Source organism: Streptomyces sp. URMC 127 (assembly GCF_051386535.1).
GTDB lineage: Bacteria > Actinomycetota > Actinomycetes > Streptomycetales > Streptomycetaceae > Streptomyces.
Genome location: NZ_JBPQTW010000123.1, coordinates 1 through 19,898, shown reverse-complemented (window position 1 = coordinate 19,898; position 19,898 = coordinate 1). Strand labels below are relative to the sequence as shown.

22 protein-coding genes are annotated in these 19,898 nt (G+C 70.7%); 12 read left to right on the top strand and 10 right to left on the bottom strand.

Annotation, left to right across the window (positions count from 1 at the left end; all coding sequences use genetic code 11):
- Positions 1 to 126 precede the first annotated feature (126 nt).
- The 3 genes from ACSNOH_RS22585 (at position 127) to ACSNOH_RS22575 (ending at position 1,480) form a co-directional block, all read left to right on the top strand.
- Positions 127 to 291 (top strand): hypothetical protein, encoded by a 165-nt coding sequence (locus ACSNOH_RS22585; protein WP_436723239.1) that lies wholly within the window; start codon positions 127 to 129, stop codon positions 289 to 291.
- Positions 292 to 381: 90 nt separating this feature from the next.
- Entirely contained in the window at positions 382 to 957 is a 576-nt protein-coding gene (gene dcd, locus ACSNOH_RS22580) for a dCTP deaminase (protein ID WP_058047472.1), read from the top strand.
- Between the two features lie 25 nt (positions 958 to 982).
- The gene (locus tag ACSNOH_RS22575) at positions 983 to 1,480 is read left to right on the top strand and encodes a phosphoribosyltransferase (RefSeq protein WP_436723238.1); all 498 of its coding nucleotides are present in this window, start codon (positions 983 to 985) and stop codon (positions 1,478 to 1,480) included.
- Between the two features lie 97 nt (positions 1,481 to 1,577).
- Here the strand turns inward: ACSNOH_RS22575 and ACSNOH_RS22570 are convergent, their stop codons facing one another.
- From ACSNOH_RS22570 to ACSNOH_RS22555, 4 genes are all read right to left on the bottom strand, one after another.
- On the bottom strand, positions 1,578 to 2,543 hold the full coding sequence (locus ACSNOH_RS22570; RefSeq protein ID WP_436723237.1) for a Yip1 family protein: 966 nt from the start codon (positions 2,541 to 2,543) through the stop codon (positions 1,578 to 1,580).
- A gap of 165 nt (positions 2,544 to 2,708) precedes the next feature.
- Positions 2,709 to 3,209, bottom strand: coding sequence for a MarR family winged helix-turn-helix transcriptional regulator (locus ACSNOH_RS22565; RefSeq protein WP_436723236.1), 501 nt, complete (start codon positions 3,207 to 3,209; stop codon positions 2,709 to 2,711).
- A gap of 34 nt (positions 3,210 to 3,243) precedes the next feature.
- A complete protein-coding gene (locus tag ACSNOH_RS22560) occupies positions 3,244 to 3,651 on the bottom strand; it encodes a Uma2 family endonuclease (protein ID WP_436723235.1) in 408 nt (135 codons plus the stop codon).
- Positions 3,652 to 3,954: 303 nt separating this feature from the next.
- A complete protein-coding gene (locus ACSNOH_RS22555; protein WP_436723234.1) occupies positions 3,955 to 6,267 on the bottom strand; it encodes a (Fe-S)-binding protein in 2,313 nt (770 codons plus the stop codon).
- A 304-nt stretch (positions 6,268 to 6,571) separates the two neighbouring features.
- Between ACSNOH_RS22555 and dnaK the strand changes: the two genes are divergently transcribed.
- Genes dnaK through ACSNOH_RS22535 form a run of 4 tightly spaced genes read left to right on the top strand, consistent with a single transcriptional unit; the run spans position 6,572 to position 10,787 of the window.
- Positions 6,572 to 8,422 carry a molecular chaperone DnaK gene (gene dnaK, locus ACSNOH_RS22550; RefSeq protein WP_436723233.1) on the top strand — a complete coding sequence of 617 codons (1,851 nt, stop codon included), beginning with the start codon at positions 6,572 to 6,574 and terminating at the stop codon, positions 8,420 to 8,422.
- The gene (gene grpE, locus ACSNOH_RS22545) at positions 8,419 to 9,099 is read left to right on the top strand and encodes a nucleotide exchange factor GrpE (protein WP_436723232.1); all 681 of its coding nucleotides are present in this window, start codon (positions 8,419 to 8,421) and stop codon (positions 9,097 to 9,099) included. The genes dnaK and grpE overlap by 4 nt, the downstream gene beginning before the upstream one ends.
- Positions 9,100 to 9,153: 54 nt before the next feature.
- The gene (dnaJ, locus tag ACSNOH_RS22540) at positions 9,154 to 10,326 is read left to right on the top strand and encodes a molecular chaperone DnaJ (RefSeq protein ID WP_436723231.1); all 1,173 of its coding nucleotides are present in this window, start codon (positions 9,154 to 9,156) and stop codon (positions 10,324 to 10,326) included.
- 5 nt (positions 10,327 to 10,331) lie between these two features.
- Complete coding sequence (locus ACSNOH_RS22535; protein WP_436723230.1) at positions 10,332 to 10,787, top strand: heat shock protein transcriptional repressor HspR; 456 nt, start codon at positions 10,332 to 10,334, stop codon at positions 10,785 to 10,787.
- A gap of 96 nt (positions 10,788 to 10,883) precedes the next feature.
- Here ACSNOH_RS22535 and ACSNOH_RS22530 read toward each other — a convergent pair whose 3' ends face one another.
- A complete protein-coding gene (locus tag ACSNOH_RS22530) occupies positions 10,884 to 11,420 on the bottom strand; it encodes a hypothetical protein (RefSeq protein ID WP_436723229.1) in 537 nt (178 codons plus the stop codon).
- Positions 11,421 to 11,611: 191 nt separating this feature from the next.
- Here ACSNOH_RS22530 and ACSNOH_RS22525 point away from each other — a divergent pair, with 191 nt between their 5' ends.
- Both ACSNOH_RS22525 and ACSNOH_RS22520 read left to right on the top strand, forming a co-directional pair.
- Entirely contained in the window at positions 11,612 to 13,039 is a 1,428-nt protein-coding gene (locus tag ACSNOH_RS22525) for an AAA family ATPase (RefSeq protein WP_436723228.1), read from the top strand.
- Complete coding sequence (locus tag ACSNOH_RS22520; RefSeq protein WP_436723227.1) at positions 13,020 to 13,649, top strand: RloB family protein; 630 nt, start codon at positions 13,020 to 13,022, stop codon at positions 13,647 to 13,649. Before ACSNOH_RS22525 ends, ACSNOH_RS22520 begins: the two co-directional genes overlap by 20 nt.
- Before the next feature lie 42 nt (positions 13,650 to 13,691).
- Here ACSNOH_RS22520 and ACSNOH_RS22515 read toward each other — a convergent pair whose 3' ends face one another.
- Complete coding sequence (locus ACSNOH_RS22515) at positions 13,692 to 14,138, bottom strand: hypothetical protein (protein ID WP_436723226.1); 447 nt, start codon at positions 14,136 to 14,138, stop codon at positions 13,692 to 13,694.
- Positions 14,139 to 14,304: 166 nt separating this feature from the next.
- On the bottom strand, positions 14,305 to 14,721 hold the full coding sequence (locus tag ACSNOH_RS22510; protein WP_436723225.1) for a hypothetical protein: 417 nt from the start codon (positions 14,719 to 14,721) through the stop codon (positions 14,305 to 14,307).
- Positions 14,722 to 14,781: 60 nt separating this feature from the next.
- Between ACSNOH_RS22510 and ACSNOH_RS22505 the strand changes: the two genes are divergently transcribed.
- Positions 14,782 to 14,991: a DUF4287 domain-containing protein gene (locus tag ACSNOH_RS22505; RefSeq protein WP_436723224.1), complete on the top strand. Its 210-nt coding sequence runs from the start codon at positions 14,782 to 14,784 to the stop codon at positions 14,989 to 14,991.
- 44 nt (positions 14,992 to 15,035) lie between these two features.
- Positions 15,036 to 15,563 (top strand): DUF1203 domain-containing protein, encoded by a 528-nt coding sequence (locus ACSNOH_RS22500; RefSeq protein ID WP_436723223.1) that lies wholly within the window; start codon positions 15,036 to 15,038, stop codon positions 15,561 to 15,563.
- 15 nt (positions 15,564 to 15,578) lie between these two features.
- Here ACSNOH_RS22500 and ACSNOH_RS22495 read toward each other — a convergent pair whose 3' ends face one another.
- The 3 genes from ACSNOH_RS22495 to ACSNOH_RS22485 are packed head-to-tail and all read right to left on the bottom strand — an operon-like array spanning position 15,579 to position 16,935.
- Positions 15,579 to 15,881, bottom strand: a complete 303-nt coding sequence (locus ACSNOH_RS22495) for a hypothetical protein (protein ID WP_436723222.1) — start codon at positions 15,879 to 15,881, stop codon at positions 15,579 to 15,581.
- 13 nt (positions 15,882 to 15,894) lie between these two features.
- Positions 15,895 to 16,299 (bottom strand): pyridoxamine 5'-phosphate oxidase family protein, encoded by a 405-nt coding sequence (locus ACSNOH_RS22490; RefSeq protein ID WP_436723221.1) that lies wholly within the window; start codon positions 16,297 to 16,299, stop codon positions 15,895 to 15,897.
- 45 nt (positions 16,300 to 16,344) lie between these two features.
- Complete coding sequence (locus tag ACSNOH_RS22485) at positions 16,345 to 16,935, bottom strand: Uma2 family endonuclease (RefSeq protein WP_436723220.1); 591 nt, start codon at positions 16,933 to 16,935, stop codon at positions 16,345 to 16,347.
- A gap of 253 nt (positions 16,936 to 17,188) precedes the next feature.
- Between ACSNOH_RS22485 and clpB the strand changes: the two genes are divergently transcribed.
- Positions 17,189 to 19,861, top strand: a complete 2,673-nt coding sequence (gene clpB / locus ACSNOH_RS22480) for an ATP-dependent chaperone ClpB (RefSeq protein WP_436723219.1) — start codon at positions 17,189 to 17,191, stop codon at positions 19,859 to 19,861.
- The last annotated feature ends 37 nt before the right edge of the window (positions 19,862 to 19,898 follow it).

Here is a 19,898-nt window from a genome sequence, read left to right as displayed (position 1 = left end):
GAGTTGGGGCGTACGGTGGGGGCGCTGAGACCGGCCGGGGGGCTGCCGGGAGTGCCGCGTAGGAGCGAGTCCTATACATCCCCTAATGTGGCTTTTGTCTTTCACGTGAATGGGGAAAGGGAGCTCATGGAGCGCACCGTCGTTCGTTGTGCCGAGGGGCACGTCTTCAGCACCGCTTCGTTCCCGATGCAGCACCTCGGACCCGACCGGATCGGCCCCGGGCGGCTCCTGCGCTGCCCGCGCTGCGCCCGGCTGCGGCACTCCGTCCCGGTCGCGCTCCCGAAGCGCTGACCGAGCGCTGACCGACGGCGATCAAGCGGCGCGGGCCGGTCCGCTCGGACCGGGCCCGCGTTGTCCGTCTTCTCCGCGTATCCTCGACCCGTGCTTCTCTCAGACAAGGACATCCGGACCGAGATCGACGCAGGCCGCGTGCGGATCGACCCGTTCGACGAATCGATGGTGCAGCCGTCGAGCATCGACGTGCGGCTCGACCGCTACTTCCGGGTGTTCGAGAACCACCGGTACCCCCACATCGACCCCGCGGTCGAGCAGGCCGACCTCACGCGTGAGGTGGTGCCGGAGGGCGACGAGGCGTTCATCCTGCACCCCGGTGAGTTCGTGCTCGCCTCGACGTACGAGGTCATCACGCTCCCCGGCGACATCGCCTCGCGACTGGAGGGCAAGTCCAGCCTGGGCCGGCTCGGCCTGCTGACGCACTCGACCGCCGGCTTCATCGACCCCGGTTTCTCCGGGCACGTGACGCTGGAGCTGTCGAACATGGCCACGCTGCCGATCAAGCTGTGGCCGGGGATGAAGATCGGGCAGCTGTGCATGTTCCGCCTGACCTCGCCCGTCGAGCATCCCTACGGGTCCGCGAAGCACGGTTCCCGCTACCAGGGGCAGCGTGGGCCCACGCCCTCGCGCTCCTTCCAGAATTTCCATCGCACCCAGGTCTGAGCAGAGCAAAAGGCGAAGAGCAACAGTGAGTGAGATCCGCGAGAACCTGACCTACCCGATCTTCGGGCAGGCCATCCGTGAGCTGGCACAGACCATCGCGGACGACGGCTACGAGCCGGACATCATCCTGTCCATCGCGCGCGGCGGCGTCTTCGTCGCGGGCGGTCTGGCGTACGCCCTGGACTGCAAGAACATCCACCTGGTCAACGTGGAGTTCTACTCGGGCGTCGGCGAGACCATGGAGATGCCGGTCATGCTCGCCCCCGTCCCCGACAAGATCGACTTCACCAACAAGAAGGTCTTGATCGCCGACGACGTGGCCGACACCGGCAAGACGCTGAAGCTCGTGTACGACTTCTGCAAGGACCACGTGGCCGAGGTCCGATCCGCGGTCATCTACGAGAAGTCCCACTCCCTCGTGAAGTGCGAGTACGTCTGGAAGCGCACCGAGGACTGGATCAACTTCCCGTGGTCGGTCGAGCCGCCGGTCGTGCGTCGCGAGGGCCAGGTCCTCGACGCGTAAGCGCGGAGCGCGCACGCACAGCTGACATGTGGGAGGGCCCCCGCCGCGTTCACCGCGGGGGGGGCCCTCCCACATGTCATGTCGTCTTCTACAGCTTCTACAGCGTGCCCAGCTTGATGATCGACAGCAGGGCGATCAGCTGGATGGCGGAGGCGCCCAGCGCCCTCGGCCACGGGATGTCGTGCGACTTGCTGACCATGGACGTGAACAGGTAGCCCGACACGAGCCAGGTCGCCCAGCCCAGCACCTGCACCAGCAGGTTGTCGCCGCCCAGGAACATGGCGAAGAGCAGCCGGGGCGCGTCCGTGATCGACATGATCAGCATCGACAGGCCGATCGTCGGCTGCCACAGGCCGTCACCGCCGAGCTGCCGGGCGAGCGTGTGGGTGACCGCGCCCAGGAGGAGGCCGGCGAGGATCATGACCACGCCGGTGATCAGCACCGACGGGAAGCTGTTGGCGAGCGAGGCGTTCAGCACGTCCTCGCGGGCCTTGTCGAAACCGAAGACGGCGAGCAGGCCGTAGACGAACGTGACGATCAGCGCCGGTGCCCACACGGCGTGGTCGCGCATCTGCCAGAAGGTCGCGGACGGGCGCGTCACTATGCCGGTCAGCAGCTGCTTCCACGGCAGGCGGGGGGCCGGGGGCGGGGCGGGGGCGTTGTTGTACGGGTCCTGGCCGTAGTCGTCGTGGCCGTACGGGCCGCCGCCCTGGCCGTACGGATCCCCGCCGTACGCGTCCGGGGCCTCGCCGAGGCTGAACTGCTGGGTCTGGCCGGGCTGACCTGCCTGGCCGGCGCCGGGCTGCCCGTGGCCGCCGTAGTACGGGTCCTGGGCGCCGCCGCCGTGCCCGTACGGCTGCTGCCGGCCGTAGCCCTGCTGCGGCTGCCCGCCGCCGCCGAAGTACTCCGGCTCGCCGTACGGCGGGGGCTGCTGCTGCCACTGACCGCCGTGGGCAGCCTGGCCGCCATGACCACCCTGGGCGCCGTACGGGGCCTGGTACTGCCCCGGGCGCTGTCCTTGCTGCGCGGGCCCGGGGTCGTTCGAGCCCTGTCCGCGTCCCATCCTGAATCCAGCCACGCATCGAACGTACCCGCTCCGTGACGATGCCGAGCCGGCGCGGTGAGAACGGGCCCGCCATTGCGGCCGAGCTGTGACATCCCCTAAGGGAAAGCTCCGGGTCGGGTGGGGCGGCAGGGAAGTTTGCGGGGCTTGAGGGATCCGCGGGGCTCAGGAGAGTACGGAGTCCTCCCCGCCCACATTGTCGATCATCCGCTTGAGAACGCGCAGCGCGGCCACGTACTCCTCGTCGCCGATGCCCTCGTGGATCTCGGCGCGCAGCCGGGTGACGAGCTCCTTCGTACGGGCTTTGGCCTCCTGCCCGGCCTCCGTCAGGCGCAGCCGCCCCGCGTCGCCGGCGGCGACGAGCCAGCCGCGGGCGAGGAGGCTGTCGGTGGCCTGGCGGATCTCGTCCCCGGTGGTGCCGAGAACGGACCCGAGCCGCTCCCGCAGGAGCTCCGGCGCGAGCCCGTCGCCGCCGGCGCCGTCGACCTGGTTGAGGATCCACCACTGCGGCTGCGTGATGTCGGTGCGCGCCATGGCCCCCCGGATGTGCCGGATCACGGCCTCGTGGACCACCCAGCTCCAGTAGCCGATCGGCTGCGCGGCGAGGGAGGCGAAGTCGTCGGGGGCGGCGGGGCCGGCGGGCTTGGGTGCTGTCGGGGTCGTCATGGGGGCGACGCTAGGACCTCAAGCGCGCTTGAGATCAAGAGCGTTGCCCGTCACCAGGCGCGGGATAGCGGCGGAACTCGGAGGTGTCGACGGTCCACTCGCCGACGGCGATCTTGTCCCCGAAGACGTAGTCGTGGCGGGTGCGGTAGCAGGACCTGCCCTCGCCGTCGCCGCCCTGCGGGTCCGACAGAACGGCCGTCGTCCCGTTGCGCGGGTTGACCAGGACGTACAGCGGGACGGCCATCGCGGCCGAGTCGTACACGCGCTGGGTGTCGTGGACCTGTCCCAGGGGAGGGACCACGTCGGCCGCCAGCGCGAGCGCTCGCGGATCGATGCCCCCGGGGCCGGGCCCGAGCATGGCCGCTTCGGGCAGCACGATGACGGCCGGGCGGCGCAGGATCCCGAGCGCGGGGGCTTCCACGCCGCCCCAGTTGTGGGCCACCCAGCCCTCGGGGAGCTGCCGGTCAGCTGGCGGCGCAACAGGAAGGCGTTGTATTCGCGCCGCGTCGGGGACGCCACCGTCAGGATGATGCTGTCGCCGCTGATCTCGAAGCGCTTGGCGGCATCCGGCGCGTGCCGGTGCAGTTCTTCGGCGATGGCCAGGACACGGGCGTACTCCATGGCAGGGCTCCTGCTGCGCGGGGCTCGGGCACCTTCGCGTTCAGCGTCCCACGCGCCTGTGACAACGGCCGGGCCCCCCCGAGCAGTCGCGGGGGCCCGGCCGTGCGTGCGCTGTCCGGGGCGGCTACTTCACCGGCTCCGGGGCGGCCGGCTTCGGGTCCGGCTTCGGGGCGTCGGCCGGCTCGCCGTCGCCGCCCTCGCCGTTGTCCTCGCCGCCGTTCTCCGGGGCCGCCGGGGTCTTCACCGACTCCAGCAGGAGCTGGGCGACGTCGACGACCTGGATGGACTCCTTGGCCTTGCCGTCGTTCTTCTTGCCGTTGACCGAGTCGGTCAGCATGACGAGGCAGAAGGGGCAGGCGGTGGAGACGATGTCCGGGTTGAGGGACAGCGCCTCGTCCACGCGCTCGTTGTTGATGCGCTTGCCGATCCGCTCCTCCATCCACATGCGCGCACCACCCGCACCGCAGCAGAAGCCCCGCTCCTTGTGGCGGTGCATCTCCTCGTTGCGCAGGCCCGGCACCTTGGCGATGATCTCGCGCGGCGGCGTGTAGACCTTGTTGTGGCGGCCCAGGTAGCACGGGTCGTGGTACGTGATGAGGCCCTCGACCGGCGTGACGGGGATCAGCTTGCCCTCGTCGATCAGGTGCTGCAGCAGCTGCGTGTGGTGGATGACCTCGTACTCGCCGCCGAGCTGCGGGTACTCGTTCGCGATCGTGTTGAAGCAGTGCGGGCAGGTCGCGACGATCTTCTTCTTCGCCTTCTCGACCTTGACGCCTTCCTCGGCATCCTCGCCGAAGGCCATGTTCAGCATCTCGACGTTCTGCTGGCCGAGCTGCTGGAACAGGAACTCGTTGCCCAGGCGGCGGGCCGAGTCACCCGTGCAGTTCTCCTCGCCGCCCATGATCGCGAACTTCACGCCCGCCATGTGCAGCAGCTCCGCGAAGGCCTTCGTGGTCTTCTTGGCGCGGTCCTCCAGGGCACCGGCGCAGCCGACCCAGTAGAGGTAGTCGACCTCGGTCAGGTCCTCGACGTCCTTGCCGACGACCGGGACCTCGAAGTCGACCTCCTTGGTCCACTGCAGGCGCTGCTTCTTGGCGAGGCCCCAGGGGTTGCCCTTCTTCTCCAGGTTCTTCAGCATCGTGCCCGCCTCCGAGGGGAAGCTGGACTCGATCATCACCTGGTAGCGGCGCATGTCGACGATGTGGTCGACGTGCTCGATGTCGACCGGGCACTGCTCGACGCACGCGCCGCACGTGGTGCAGGACCACAGCACGTCCGGGTCGATGACGCCGTTCTCCTCCAGCGTGCCGATCAGCGGGCGCTCGGCCTCGGCCAGGGCGGCAGCCGGAACGTCCTTCAGCTGCTCCTCGGTGGCCTTCTCCTCGCCCTCGGCGTCCTTGCCGCCGCCCGCGAGCAGGTACGGCGCCTTGGCGTGCGCGTGGTCGCGCAGGGCCATGATGAGCAGCTTCGGCGACAGCGGCTTGCCGGTGTTCCACGCGGGGCACTGCGACTGGCAGCGGCCGCACTCGGTGCAGGTGGAGAAGTCGAGCAGGCCCTTCCAGGAGAACTCCTCGATCTTCGAGACGCCGAACGTGTCGTCCTCGCCCGGGTCCTCGAAGTCGATCGGCTTGCCGCCGCTCGTCATGGGCTGCAGCGCGCCGAGCGCCACGTCGCCGGAGGCCTCGCGCTTGAACCAGATGTTCGGGAAGGCGAGGAAGCGGTGCCAGGCCACGCCCATGTCGGTCTTCAGCGCGACCGTGATCATCCAGATGAAGGAGGTCGCGATCTTCAGCCCGGCGAAGAAGTAGGTGAGGTTCTGGAGCGTCGAGACGTCCATCCCCTCCAGCCACGAGACGACCGGGTACGAGATGAAGAAGGAGGCCTCGTAGCCGTCGACGTGGTGCTGCGCACCCTCCAGCGCGTGCAGCATGAAGATGCAGACGCCGACGATGAGGATGACGGCCTCGACGAAGTACGCCTGGCCGGTGTTGGAGCCGGCGAAGCGCGACTTGCGGCCGGGGTCGCCCGGCCGGTTCAGCTGCCGGATGACGATCAGCGTCAGGATGCCGAGCGCGGTCATCGTGCCGAGGAACTCGACGAAGACGTTGTACGGGGCCCAGTCGCCGATGAGCGGCAGGATCCAGTCGGCCTTGAAGAGCTGGCCGATGGCGTTGACGATCGTCAGCAGCAGCGAGAAGAAGCCCACCGCCACGAACCAGTGCGCGACACCGACGATGCCCCAGCGGTTCATCCGGGTGTGGCCGAGGAACTCCTTGGCCACGGTGAGGGTGCGCTGCGCGGGGTCACCGGTGCGGGTGCCGGCGGGCACGGGCTGACCCAGCCGCATGAAGCGGTAGATCTGCAGGATGGCACGGCCGAACAGCGCGACGCCGACCGCGATTAGTACCAGCGACACGATGATCGCGGCGAGTTGCATGGGTGGGCTCCTCGGGCCTGGCGAGAGCGAACTACTACTAACGGGTAACTTATCCAGTCCGTACGAGACTACTCACTCCCGCGCGCGCGATATAGGCGCACCGCCGGTGATCTGTGTCGCTCAGGGGCGCCTTACCGCGGCCGCCCTGAGCCCGCTCCGCCTCCCTCCGGAACCTGCTGCACGGGCCCGGCTGCGCATAAGTCCAGCATAAGACTTGAGCCGCCCCGACTCAGCTCCGTTGACAGAATCGGATCCGCCCTGCACCCTTGAGTCTGTTCCACTCAAGTCAGCTGGAGGAATCGACATGGCACGTGCGGTCGGCATCGACCTGGGTACGACGAACTCCGTCGTCAGTGTTCTCGAAGGCGGTGAGCCCACCGTCATCACCAACGCCGAGGGCGCCAGGACCACGCCGTCCGTCGTCGCCTTCGCGAAGAACGGCGAGGTGCTGGTCGGCGAGGTGGCCAAGCGCCAGGCCGTGACCAACGTCGACCGGACGATCCGCTCGGTCAAGCGCCACATGGGCACTGACTGGAAGATCAACCTCGACGGCAAGGACTTCAACCCCCAGCAGATCTCCGCCTTCATCCTGCAGAAGCTGAAGCGGGATGCCGAGGCGTACCTGGGCGAGAAGGTCACGGACGCGGTCATCACCGTCCCGGCGTACTTCAACGACTCCGAGCGCCAGGCCACCAAGGAGGCCGGCGAGATCGCGGGCCTGAACGTCCTGCGCATCGTCAACGAGCCCACCGCGGCCGCCCTGGCCTACGGTCTCGACAAGGACGACCAGACCATTCTGGTCTTCGACCTCGGTGGCGGCACCTTCGACGTCTCGCTCCTCGAGATCGGCGACGGCGTGGTCGAGGTCAAGGCCACCAACGGCGACAACCACCTCGGTGGTGACGACTGGGACCAGCGCGTCGTCGACTACCTGGTCAAGCAGTTCGCGAGCGGCCACGGCGTGGACCTCTCCAAGGACAAGATGGCCCTCCAGCGCCTCCGCGAGGCCGCGGAGAAGGCGAAGATCGAGCTGTCCTCGTCCACCGAGACCACGATCAACCTGCCCTACATCACGGCCTCCGCCGAGGGCCCGCTGCACCTGGACGAGAAGCTCACGCGCGCCCAGTTCCAGCAGCTCACGGCCGACCTGCTGGAGCGCTGCAAGACCCCGTTCCACAACGTCATCAAGGACGCGGGCATCGCCCTCTCCGAGATCGACCACGTGGTCCTCGTCGGCGGCTCCACCCGTATGCCCGCCGTCGCCGAGCTCGTCAAGGAGCTGACCGGCGGCCGCGAGGCCAACAAGGGCGTCAACCCGGACGAGGTCGTCGCCATCGGCGCCTCGCTCCAGGCCGGTGTCCTCAAGGGCGAGGTCAAGGACGTCCTGCTGCTCGACGTCACCCCGCTGTCCCTCGGCATCGAGACCAAGGGCGGCATCATGACCAAGCTGATCGAGCGCAACACCACGATCCCGACCAAGCGCTCCGAGATCTTCACGACGGCCGAGGACAACCAGCCGTCCGTGCAGATCCAGGTCTACCAGGGCGAGCGCGAGATCGCCGCGTACAACAAGAAGCTCGGCATGTTCGAGCTGACCGGTCTGCCGCCGGCCCCGCGGGGCGTCCCGCAGATCGAGGTCACCTTCGACATCGACGCGAACGGCATCATGCACGTCGCCGCGAAGGACCTCGGCACGGGCAAGGAGCAGAAGATGACCGTCACCGGCGGCTCCTCGCTGCCGAAGGACGAGGTCGACCGCATGCGCGAGGAGGCCGAGAAGTACGCGGAGGAGGACCACAAGCGCCGCGAGGCCGCCGAGACCCGCAACCAGGCCGAGCAGCTCGTCTACCAGACGGAGAAGTTCCTCAAGGACAACGAGGACAAGGTCCCGGCCGAGGTGAAGACCGAGGTCGAGACGGCCGTCACCGAGCTGAAGGACAAGCTCAAGGGCGAGGACACGGCCGAGATCCGCACCGCGACCGAGAAGGTCGCCGCGGTCAGCCAGAAGCTCGGCCAGGCCATGTACGCCGACGCCCAGGCCGCGCAGGGCGCCGCCGGTGCCGCCGGCGCGACCGGTGGCCCCACCAAGGGTGACGACGACGTCGTCGACGCCGAGATCGTCGACGAGGACAAGCCCAAGGGCGGTGCGGCGTGACGGAGGAGACCCCGGGCTTTGACGACAAGAAGCCTGAAGGCCCCTCCGACGCCGCCGGCTCCGAGGAAGCGGCGCAGGGCGCCGGGTCCGCCGACAAGGCGGGCCCGGGCGCTGCCCCCTCCGGCGAGGAGCTGGTGGAAGTAGGTCTCCAGGCTCAGCTGGACCAGGCCCAGGCCGCGCTCGGCGAGCGCACCGCGGACCTCCAGCGTCTCCAGGCCGAGTACCAGAACTACCGCCGCCGCGTCGAGCGGGACCGGGTCGCGGTCAAGGAGGTCGCCGTCGCGAACCTCCTGTCCGAGCTCCTGCCCACGCTCGACGACATCGGCCGCGCCCGTGACCACGGCGAGCTCGTCGGCGGCTTCAAGTCCGTCGCCGAGTCGCTGGAGACGGTCGTCGCCAAGATGGGCCTGCAGCAGTTCGGCAAGGAGGGCGAGCCCTTCGACCCGCTGGTCCACGAGGCGCTGATGCACTCCTACGCGCCCGACGTCACCGAGACCACGTGCGTGCAGATCCTGCAGCCGGGGTACCGGATCGGCGAGCGGACGATCCGCCCCGCGCGGGTCGCCGTCGCCGAGCCCCAGCCGGGCGCCCAGGGCGCCAAGGGCGAGGGCGAGGACGGCGCCTCCGGTCCGGGCTCCGGCTCCGACGAGGAGAGCGGTGGCCCGGACAAGGGCTGACGCTGACGCCGAACCGATGAACCACCGCAGGGAACGGAAGGAGGGACACCGAGGGTGAGCACGAAGGACTTCCTCGAGAAGGACTACTACAAGGTCCTCGGTGTCCCCAAGGACGCCACCGAGGCCGAGATCAAGAAGGCGTACCGGAAGCTCGCCCGCGAGTACCACCCGGACGCCAACAAGGGCGACGCCAAGGCCGAGGAGCGCTTCAAGGAGATCTCCGAGGCGAACGACGTCCTGGCCGACCCCAAGCGGCGCAAGGAGTACGACGACGCCCGCGCCCTCTTCGGCAACGGCGGCTTCCGCCCGGGGCCGGGCGGCGCGGGCGGCGGCTCCTTCAACTTCGACCTGGGCGACCTCTTCGGGGGCGCCCAGGGCGGGGCCGGCACCGGCGGCTTCGGCGGCGGTCTCGGGGACGTCTTCGGCGGCCTGTTCAACCGCGGCGGAGGCGCGCGCACCCAGCCGCGCCGCGGCCAGGACATCGAGTCCGAGGTGTCCCTGAGCTTCACCGAGGCGGTCGACGGGGCCACCGTGCCGCTGCGGATGTCCTCCTCGGCGGCCTGCAAGGCCTGCTCCGGCACCGGCGACAAAAACGGTACGCCTCGCGTCTGCCCCACCTGTGTCGGCACCGGCCAGGTGTCGCACGGCTCCGGCGGCGGATTCTCGATGACCGACCCCTGCCCCGACTGCAAGGGCCGCGGCCTCATCCCGGAGAACCCCTGCGACGCCTGCCACGGCAGCGGCCGCGCCAAGTCCTCCCGGACGATGCAGGTCCGCATCCCCGCCGGCGTCTTCGACGGCCAGCGGATCCGGCTGCGCGGCAAGGGCGCCCCGGGCGAGCGCGGCGGCCCCAGCGGCGATCTCTACGTCGTGGTGCACGTCGGCACCCACCCGGTCTTCGGCCGCAAGGACGACAACCTCACCGTCACCGTGCCCGTCTCCTTCCCGGAGGCGGTCCTCGGCGGCGAGATCAAGGTGCCGACCCTCGGCGGCCCCCCGGTCACCCTCAAGCTGCCGCCCGGCACGCCCAACGGCCGCACCATGCGCGCCCGCGGCAAGGGCGCGGTGCGCAAGGACGGCACCCGCGGCGACCTGCTCGTCACGGTGGAGGTGACCGTGCCCAAGGATCTCGGCGACAAGGCCCGGGAAGCCCTGCAGACCTACCGTGAGGCCACCGCGGACCACGATCCGCGGGCAGAGCTCTTCCAGGCCGCGAAGGGAGCGTGACCCCCATGGATGGGACCGGCCGACGGCGCAATCCGTACGAGCTGACCGACGAGTCGCCGGTCTATGTCATCTCGGTAGCCGCGCAGCTGTCGGGCCTGCACCCGCAGACCCTCCGGCAGTACGACCGGCTCGGCCTGGTCTCGCCCGACCGCGCCGCCGGGCGCGGCCGGCGCTACTCCGCGCGGGACATCGAGCAGCTCCGGCAGGTGCAGCAGCTCAGCCAGGACGAGGGCATCAACCTGGCCGGCATCAAGCGCATCATCGAGCTGGAGAACCAGGTCGCCGCGCTCAAGGCGCGCGTCGCCGAGCTGCAGGGCCTCGTCGAGGGCGCCGCGGCGGCCCGGCAGCAGGCGGAGGCGGCCGTCCACGCCTCCTACCGCCGCGACCTGGTCCCGTACCAGGACGTGCAGCAGACGAGCGCGCTGGTGGTCTGGCGGCCGCGGCGGGATCAGCAGCAGTAGGGCGTCGCGCAGTCGCGCAGTCGCGCAGTCGCGCAGTCGCGCATTGAGCGTCAGGCCCCGTCGGAGCGCTCCGGCGGGGCCTTCGCCGTTCCTCGTTCACCAGGGGAGCGCTTCGGAAGCGGCCTCGATCGCCATCATCCACATCGGCTGCCCGCCGGTGCCGAACGCGGCGGCGAGCGCGTAGCCGACGGAGGCGTCGGCGGGGGAGACCTCCGCCCCTTCCCGCCACGTGGCGAGGACCCGGCCGTCCCCGTCGGAGGAGAAGTCGCCGAGGTGCCGCCCGTCCTTCAGCAGCCGGCTGCCGGAGACCGAGTCCGGCACGAGGCGGTGGACGACGCCGTCGCGGGTGACGTCCACGGCGTACGAGCGGCGCGACAGCCTGCCCTTGCGGGGCGCGAGGGCGACGGGCTCGCCGTCCACGGTCATGGTGAGGTGATCGCCGTTGCGGGTGCCGACGGGGACGTGGGCGTCGGCCGGGGCCTCGGGGGCGCGGTCCACGGTGACCGGGGGGATCGCGTCGCCCAGGACCTCCACCCGGCCCTCCTCGCTGTCGAGGAGGACGGTGACCGGACCGAAGAGGTCGTCCTGGACGGGGCCGGCGGGGGTTTCGGACAGGGGCTGGCTGTCGGTCATGTGCGTCAGCTCCTCGTGCTTCGTGCTTCCCATGGACGGGGACGCGCCCGCCTCCCAAAAGGATGCGCGTGTACGGAGAACGTGTACGGAGACGTGTGCGGAGAAGCGGCGAACTCGCCGCGGACCGTGACCGCCACCCACTCGGGTGGCGGGCCTGTCGCCCGGCCGCCCGCGGGCCCTACGGTGGACGGGTGCTGCTGAGCTTCCGGGTCTCGAATCACCGCTCGATCAGGGAGGAGCAGCAGCTGCTCCTGGCCAGGGTCGGCGAGCCGGACGATACCGGCGGCGGGGCCGTCTCCGTCGCGGCGCTCTTCGGCGCGAACGCAGCCGGCAAGTCCAACGTCGTGGACGCCCTGCACTTCATGGCGGGCCTGGTGCGCACGTCCCACCGGGACGCCGAGCCCGGTGCGGGCCTCGTCCGCTCGCCGTTCCTGCTGGACGGGGAGAGCGCCGCCGCCCCGTCCTGGTACGTGGTGGACCTCGTCCTGGACGGCGTGCGCCACACGTACGGCTTCGGCCTGGACGACGAGCGGATCCGCGACGAGTGGCTGTACCGCTATCCGGGGGGCATCGGCATCGGCAGCGACGGTGACGGTGACGGCCACGGCGACGGCCACGACCACCCCGGTGCCGAGCGGGAGACGGTCTTCCAGCGCTCGGGCGACGACATCCGCTTCGGCGACGGGGAGCCCCGCCCCGGGCTGGACCTCGTCCGCAGCATCACCGAGCCGAACGCCCTGTTCCTGACGGTGGCGGCACGCTCCCGGCAGGCCGAGGTCCAGCCCGTCTACACGTGGTTCATGAACGTCCGCTTCCGGGCGGGCGGGGCGCACGGTTCACCCGATCCGGGAAGCCTGGTGCGGCTGCAGGACCCGCAGCGGGCCGCGTCGGTCGTCGCCCTGCTGCGCGCCGCCGACCTCGGCATCGAGGACATCGGCATCGACGACTTCGACGGCGCGGAGGGGGCGGCCGAGGCCGGCGAGCGGCTCTCCGCGCGCGGCTTCGCCGACCGGCTGCTGCGCGAGCTGCGCCGCACCGAGCTGTCGACGTGCCTGTTCACGACCACGACCGCGCGCGTCTGGATCCAGCAGCGGGGCCGCGGCGGCAGCGTGCGCCTCGGCCTGGAGGACCAGTCCCAGGGCACCCGCATGCTCTTCGACTACGCGGGCCCCGTCCTGGACACGCTGGAGCAGGGCGGCGTGCTCATCGTGGACGAGGTCGACGCCAGCCTGCATCCGCGCCTCACGGCGCACCTCATCAAGCTGTTCCAGGAGCCGGAGACCAACCCCCGGTCGGCCCAGCTCCTCCTCACCACCCACGACGTCAGCCTGCTCGGCCGCTGCGGCGGAGAGGAGATCCTGCGGCGCGACCAGATCTGGTTCGTGGAGAAGGACCGGCACGGCGAGAGCGCACTGTACCCCCTCTCCGACTTCGAACCGCGCGGGGACGAGAACCGCGAGCGGCGCTACCTCGGCGGCAGCTATGGTGCGGTCCCGATCCTCAGTGACGAGCGGTTCGAGGCGGCTCTGGCCGCCAGGGGGAGGGCAGCGGGGGATGGCGAGGACGGCGAGGACGGCGAGGACGGCGAGGCCGGCGGGGATGCCGCGGAGCGGCGGTAACGGGCGCTGCGGGCCCGGCCCGTCCTTCGAGTCGAACGTCCTCCGCTTACCGGGCGGCCGTCGCGCCAGGGACCGCCTGCTGGTCGTCTGCGGCGCGAAGGCCACCGAGAAGGACTACCTCCTCGGGCTCGTCGACCACGTCGCCAACCCCGCCGTCACCGTGCGCATCAGGACGAAGTCCTGCGCCCCCGAACAGCTCATCACCTACGCGGCCGGGGAGCGCGACCGCATCGGCGACGACTTCGACCAGGTGTGGTGCGTCTTCGACGTGGACCACTTCGAGGTCGCCTGCGCGGTCGACCGCGCGCGCCGCATGGGCATCCGGGTCGCGGTCTCGAACCCGTGCTTCGAACTGTGGCTGATCCTCCACTTCAGCGGCCACACGGCGCCGGTGCGCACGTACCGGGAGCTCCTGCCGTACCTGAAGCGCCACGTCCCCGCGTACGAGAAGGCCCGCCTGGACTTCCGCGACTTCGAGCACGGCTGGCCGGAAGCGGGCCGCCGCGCGCGCCGCCTCGCGACGGAGGGCCGGGAGCACGTGACGAACCCGTCGACGGGGGTGTGGGCGCTGGTGTCGCGGATCGCGACGGAGGAGCGGCGGACGCGGTAGGGCCGCCGGACCCTCCGGCCCGGCGGCCCCGCGTGCCCGGGATCAGTCGTCGCTGATGGGGCTGACGAACTCCAGGGTGAAGGTCTCCTGGAACTCGGGCTTCGGTTCCACGAGGGTGATCTGCGCGCCACGGTGGTTGGAGCGGAAGGCGAGGTGCTTCTCGGTGAGGATCTTGACCCCGCCGATGACCGACTCGAACGTGAACTTCGCCCACTCGGACCGCGGAACGGCGTTGACCCAGAGCTTGTCCTCCTGGACCACGAGACCCGCTTCGTCGTGGGCGGCGAGGCGGATCACGTACGGCGCGCCCGGGATGGGCTCGACGGGCTCGATGATCCAGTCCTGCTCGATCGGGAGCGGGTTGAGGCGGTCGGTGATGACGGGGGCGCCGTGCTTGACGGCGTGCTCGGTGGCGGTCACCAGGGCGGACGGGCCGATGATGTGCGCGTGGATCTTGTAGATGCCGGGACGTACCGGGACAGGAGGCATGGGCGGAACTTCCTCTCTCCGACGGCTTTCCAACGGCGTGCTGTGCGGATCCCACGATCGGCGCGGGGCGGAGGCGTGTACAGGCCGAGATAACGCCAAGTCGACGTAGGCGCGGATCGCTCGATCGCGCTTGCGAAGGGAGCCGGCGCGCCCCCCGCCCCCAGCCTCACTCCTCGTCCTCGTACGCAACCTGAGAGCGGGCGCGGTCCAACCGCTCGCGGACGTCCGTCTTCTGCGCGCTCGTGAGCGTCTCCGGTAGCGCGCGGAACGTGTCCGGGCGGACGTCGAGCAGGCTCGTGACCTCCTCGCCGGTCACGACGGTGAGGAGCAGGTGGCACCGCCACTGGGGCGAGATCTCCGGCCGGTGCCGGAGGTAGTGGGGGAACAGCGGGAAGAGGTAGTGCGTTCCGGCGGCCGCGGCGTGTGCGCGTACCCACTCCACGGGGAGCCGCCGGCTGAAGCCGAGCGAGGCGGCCTCCTCCTCCAGGAGCAGCAGCCGCTCCGTGCTGACGGCCCGGATCGTGCGGGGAGGTTCGTCGTCGTTTGCCTTCGTGTTCGCCTTCGTGTTCGCCTTCGTGTCCACGCGGGGAGCCTATGGCGCGCGTTCCGGGCCGTTGTCAGTGGTGGGTGCCAGACTGCCCGCATGACTGAAACTGTTAAGGGGCCCGCGAGTTACTTCCCGGCGATCGAGAAGAAGTACGGCCGTCCCATAGCCGAGTGGCAGGAGCTGATCCGTTCGTCGCCGCTCACGAAGCACATGGAGCTGGTCGGCTGGCTGAAGGCGGAGCACGGGCTGGGGCACGGGCACGCCAACGCCCTCGTCGCGCACACCCTCGCGGAGCGCCGCGGCTGATTTCCGCCGGCGGACGCCGGCGGCACGCACGCACCCTGGGAGGCATGACCATCTACACCCCCCTCCCCATCCCGCCCGCCGCCCTCGCGGAGCTCCGCCGGACCGATGACTCCGGGCGGGCGCTGCAGCCGTACGTCGTCGCCCGCGAGGACGGCGACCCGTACGACGCGGTGGGCAGCCCGCTGCGGTGCTGCCTGCGGCCGGTGAAGGCCGGCGACCGTATCGCGCTCGTGTCGTACGCGTCGCTGCGCCGGTGGGCGGCGGAAACGGGCGCCGAGCCGGGGGCGTACGACGAGGCGGGGCCGGTGTTCATCCACGCCGAGCCGTGCGGAGGGCCGCAAGGCAGCGTGACCGGCTACCCGTTCGCGCGGCCGGGAGCGCTGCGGACCCTCCGCCGTTACGACGCGCGCGGACACATCGCCGGGGGCCGGCTCTTCGAGATCCCGGAGGAGGACGCCGAGGCCGGCTTCGAGGCGGCCCTCGCGGAGGCGTTCGCCGACCCGGCGGTCGCGCTGGTGCACGTGCGCGCCGTGGAGTACGGCTGCTTCCACTTCGAGGTGCGGCGCCCGTAGCCCGGAGGGCAGCGGTCAGGACGGGCCCGCCGCCAGCCGCAGACGGATCGCTTCACCGAGGGCCTGCCAGTCGTGACGGCTGTGCTTCTCGGCCGTGGACTCCATGAGGCCGCCGACGCCGAAGACCTTGCACTCGATGGTGGTCTCGGCGATGAGCCGGCTGCTGCCGTCGGGGACAGCCTCGACCCGTACCCGCCCCTCTTCCTTGATCTTGTCGGCCATGGTCGACGGGATCCTGCGCCAGCTCCAGACGAGCTGCTTGTCGTCGAAGCGGCTCTCCTCGGTCTCCCGGAAGCCGGAGCCGAGGAGCTTCTGCACGGGGGCGTGGGCGTCAGACGAGCCCGAGGGCCTTGGTGACGGTGATCTCTACCAGGACGCGGTCGGGGTTGGGAGAGGGCATCCGGCCGTAGCGCTCGGCGTAGCGGTTGACCGCGTCGGCGATGGCCTCGGCCTCCGTGCGCACGACGGCACGGCCCTCCAGGGTGGCCCACTTCCGCTCGCCGATCTGGCAGACGGCGACGCGCGCGCCGTCCGGGCCGGCGGCCAGGATGTTGGCGATCTTGCGGCTGTTCTTGTTGGTGATGACGCGCGCGATCCCGGCCTCCGGATCGAAGGTCACGCCCACGGGCACGAGGTGCGGGCTGCCGTCGGGACGGGTGGTGGTGAGGGTGCAGAGGTGCCGCTCCCGCCAGAACTCGACATAGGCGGCGTCCAGGTTGCGCAGATCGTGGGCCATGCGGGAAGCGTAACCGCGCGTGCGCGCGGATCAGCCGAAGTCGGATCAGCCGAAGTCGGCCGTCTCCAGGTCGAACGCGAACGGCTCGGGCAGGGGGAGGGCCTTGCCGTAGGGGACGGTGTGCGTCTCGGCGTAGTCCTGGTCCGCGGGCTCGCTGAAGAGCGTGACCGTCTCCTCGTCCCGGTCCACGAGGAGGTACAGGGGGATGCCCGCGCGGGCGTAGCAGTGGCGCTTGGCGATGCGGTCCCGTTCGGCCTTGCTGCTCGTCACCTCGGCGACCAGAGCGACGCCGTCGCAGGGCATCCAGGGCGGTGCGCCGCGGAAGAGGCGCAGCTCGCGGGGGGCGAAGGTGCCGTCGGGGACGGCGTAGTTCTTCGGGCAGAGACCGCCCCTGGGGAGCTTCAGGCCCTTGTTCCCGGAGCCGTCCATGTCTGCCTTCGACAGGCGCATGACCTGGCGGAAGACCGTGCTCAGGTAGTCCTCGTGATCGCCGTCCGGCGCTGGTGACACGACAATCTCCCCCTCGATGAGCTCGGCCCGGAACCCCTCGGGGGTCTCCAGGGCGAGGAAGTAGTCCAGGAGGGTCTCGTTCTGCGTAGGCGTCGTCGCCTTCGGCCCGCATGCCATAGCCGTCATGCTGCACCCCCTTGTGGTCGGAAGGCCAGCATGGCCCGTCGCCCGCCGCGCCAGGCCGGAAACGGGCGGCGTTCACTCGTAGGAGTGTGCGGCGAACGTGGGCGCGACCTGCAAGAGGCGAGCACCCCTTCGGCGTCGGATCATGGAGAGGTGACCCCAAGGCGCTGGCGATTTCAAGGTTGAGTGGAATAGGCTCAACTTATCGGACGTTGGGTAGAGCAAGACAGGACGGACACAGGAGGAGCACACCGTCGTGGATGCCGAGCTGACCAACAGGAGCCGGGAGGCGCTGAGTGGGGCCGGTGAGCGGGCCGTGTCGGCCGGGCATGCCGACATGACGCCCGCCCACCTGCTGCTGGCGCTGCTCGCCGGGCAGGACAACGAGAACATCATGGATCTGCTGGCCGCCGTGGAGGCCGACGCCGCCGCGCTGCGGTCCGGCGCCGAGCGGCAGCTGGCCGCCGAGCCCAGCGTGCAGGGCGCGACCGTCGCGCCGCCGCAGCCCAACCGCGACCTGCTGGCCGTGATCGCCGACGCGTCGCAGCGGGCCCGCGAGCTCGGCGACACCTACATTTCCACCGAGCACCTGCTGATCGGCCTCGCCGCGAAGGGCGGCCGCACGGGTGAGCTGCTGCAGCAGCAGGGCGCTTCGGCGAAGCGGCTGCTGGATGCGTTCGAGACCGCGAGGGGCGGGCAGCGAGTGACCACTGCCGATCCGGAGGGCACGTACAAGGCCCTGGAGAAGTTCGGCGCCGATCTGACCGCGGCCGCGCGCGAGGGCCGGCTCGACCCCGTCATCGGGCGGGACACCGAGATCCGGCGCGTCGTGCAGGTCCTGTCGCGGCGGACGAAGAACAACCCCGTCCTCATCGGCGAGCCCGGCGTCGGCAAGACCGCCGTCGTGGAGGGGCTCGCGCAGCGGATAGTGAAGGGCGACGTCCCCGAGTCGCTGCGCAACAAGCGTCTCGTCGCCCTCGACCTGGGCGCGATGGTCGCCGGCGCGAAGTACCGCGGCGAGTTCGAGGAGCGGCTGAAGACCGTCCTGGCGGAGATCAAGGCCAGCGAGGGCCAGGTCATCACCTTCATCGACGAGCTGCACACCGTCGTGGGCGCGGGCGCCGGCGGCGACTCCGCCATGGACGCGGGCAACATGCTCAAGCCCATGCTCGCGCGCGGCGAGCTGCGCATGGTCGGCGCCACCACCCTGGACGAGTACCGCGAGCGGATCGAGAAGGACCCCGCCCTGGAGCGCCGCTTCCAGCAGGTCCTGGTCTCCGAGCCGTCCGTCGAGGACACGGTCGCGATCCTGCGCGGGCTCAAGGGCCGCTACGAGGCGCACCACAAGGTCCAGATCGCCGACAGCGCGCTCGTCGCCGCGGCCACCCTCTCCGACCGCTACATCACCTCCCGCTTCCTGCCGGACAAGGCCATCGACCTCGTGGACGAGTCCGCGTCCCGGCTGCGCATGGAGATCGACTCCTCGCCCGTGGAGATCGACGAGCTGCAGCGCGCCGTCGACCGGCTGAAGATGGAGGAGCTCGCCCTCTCCCGCGAGTCGGACGAGGCGAGCAAGCAGCGCCTGGAGAAGCTGCGCCGCGACCTCGCCGACAAGGAGGAGGAGCTGCGCGGCCTGACCGCCCGCTGGGAGCGCGAGAAGCAGTCCCTCAACCGGGTGGGCGAGCTCAAGGAGCGCCTGGACGAGCTGCGCGGCCAGGCCGAGCGCGCCCAGCGCGACGGCGACTTCGACACCGCGTCCAAGCTGCTCTACGGGGAGATCCCCGGCCTGGAGCGCGAGCTGGAGGCGGCCGCGAAGGCCGAGGCGGAGGCCGAGCAGGAGGCCGCGGAGAAGGACCTCATGGTCAAGGAGGAGGTCGGCCCGGACGACATCGCCGACGTCGTCGCCTCCTGGACCGGCATCCCCGCCGGCCGCCTGCTGGAGGGCGAGACGCGGAAGCTGCTGCGCATGGAGGACGAGATCGGCAAGCGGCTGATCGGGCAGTCCGAGGCCGTCCGGGCCGTCTCCGACGCCGTACGCCGCTCGCGGGCCGGCATCGCCGACCCCGACCGGCCGACCGGCTCGTTCCTCTTCCTCGGCCCGACCGGCGTCGGCAAGACCGAGCTGGCCAAGGCCCTCGCCGACTTCCTCTTCGACGACGAGCGGGCCATGGTCCGCATCGACATGAGCGAGTACAGCGAGAAGCACGCCGTCGCCCGCCTGGTCGGCGCGCCCCCCGGCTACGTCGGCTACGAGGAGGGCGGCCAGCTGACGGAGGCCGTGCGCCGGCGCCCGTACAGCGTCGTGCTGCTGGACGAGGTGGAGAAGGCGCACCACGAGGCCTTCGACATCCTGCTGCAGGTGCTCGACGACGGCCGCCTCACCGACGGCCAGGGCCGGACGGTGGACTTCCGCAACACCATCCTCATCCTCACCTCCAACCTCGGGTCCGGCTATCTCATGGACCCGCTGCTGAAGGAGGAGCAGAAGAAGGAGAAGGTCCTGGAGACGGTACGGGCCTCCTTCCGTCCCGAGTTCCTCAACCGGCTCGACGACATCGTCGTCTTCCACCCGCTCGGCACGGAGCAGCTGGCGGAGATCGCCCGCATCCAGATCGGCCACCTGCAGCGCCGCCTCGCCGACCGCCGGCTCACGCTGGACGTCACCCCCGAGGCGCTCGGCTGGCTGGCCACGCTCGGCCAGGAGCCGTCGCAGGCCGCAGGCGGCGCCGCCGGCACCGACGGAGCCGCGCCCGACCTCACCTACGGTGCCCGCCCGCTGCGCCGCCTGGTCCAGACGGCCATCGGCGACCAGCTCGCGAAGGCGATCATCGGCGGCGAGATCCGGGACGGCGACACCATCCGGGTGGACCGCGCACCCGGGCAGGGCGCGGGGCTGTCGGTGACCAGGGGCGAGCCCGCGGCGGTCTGACCGCCGCGGGTACGGCCGGGGAGGGGTTGCGGCACGG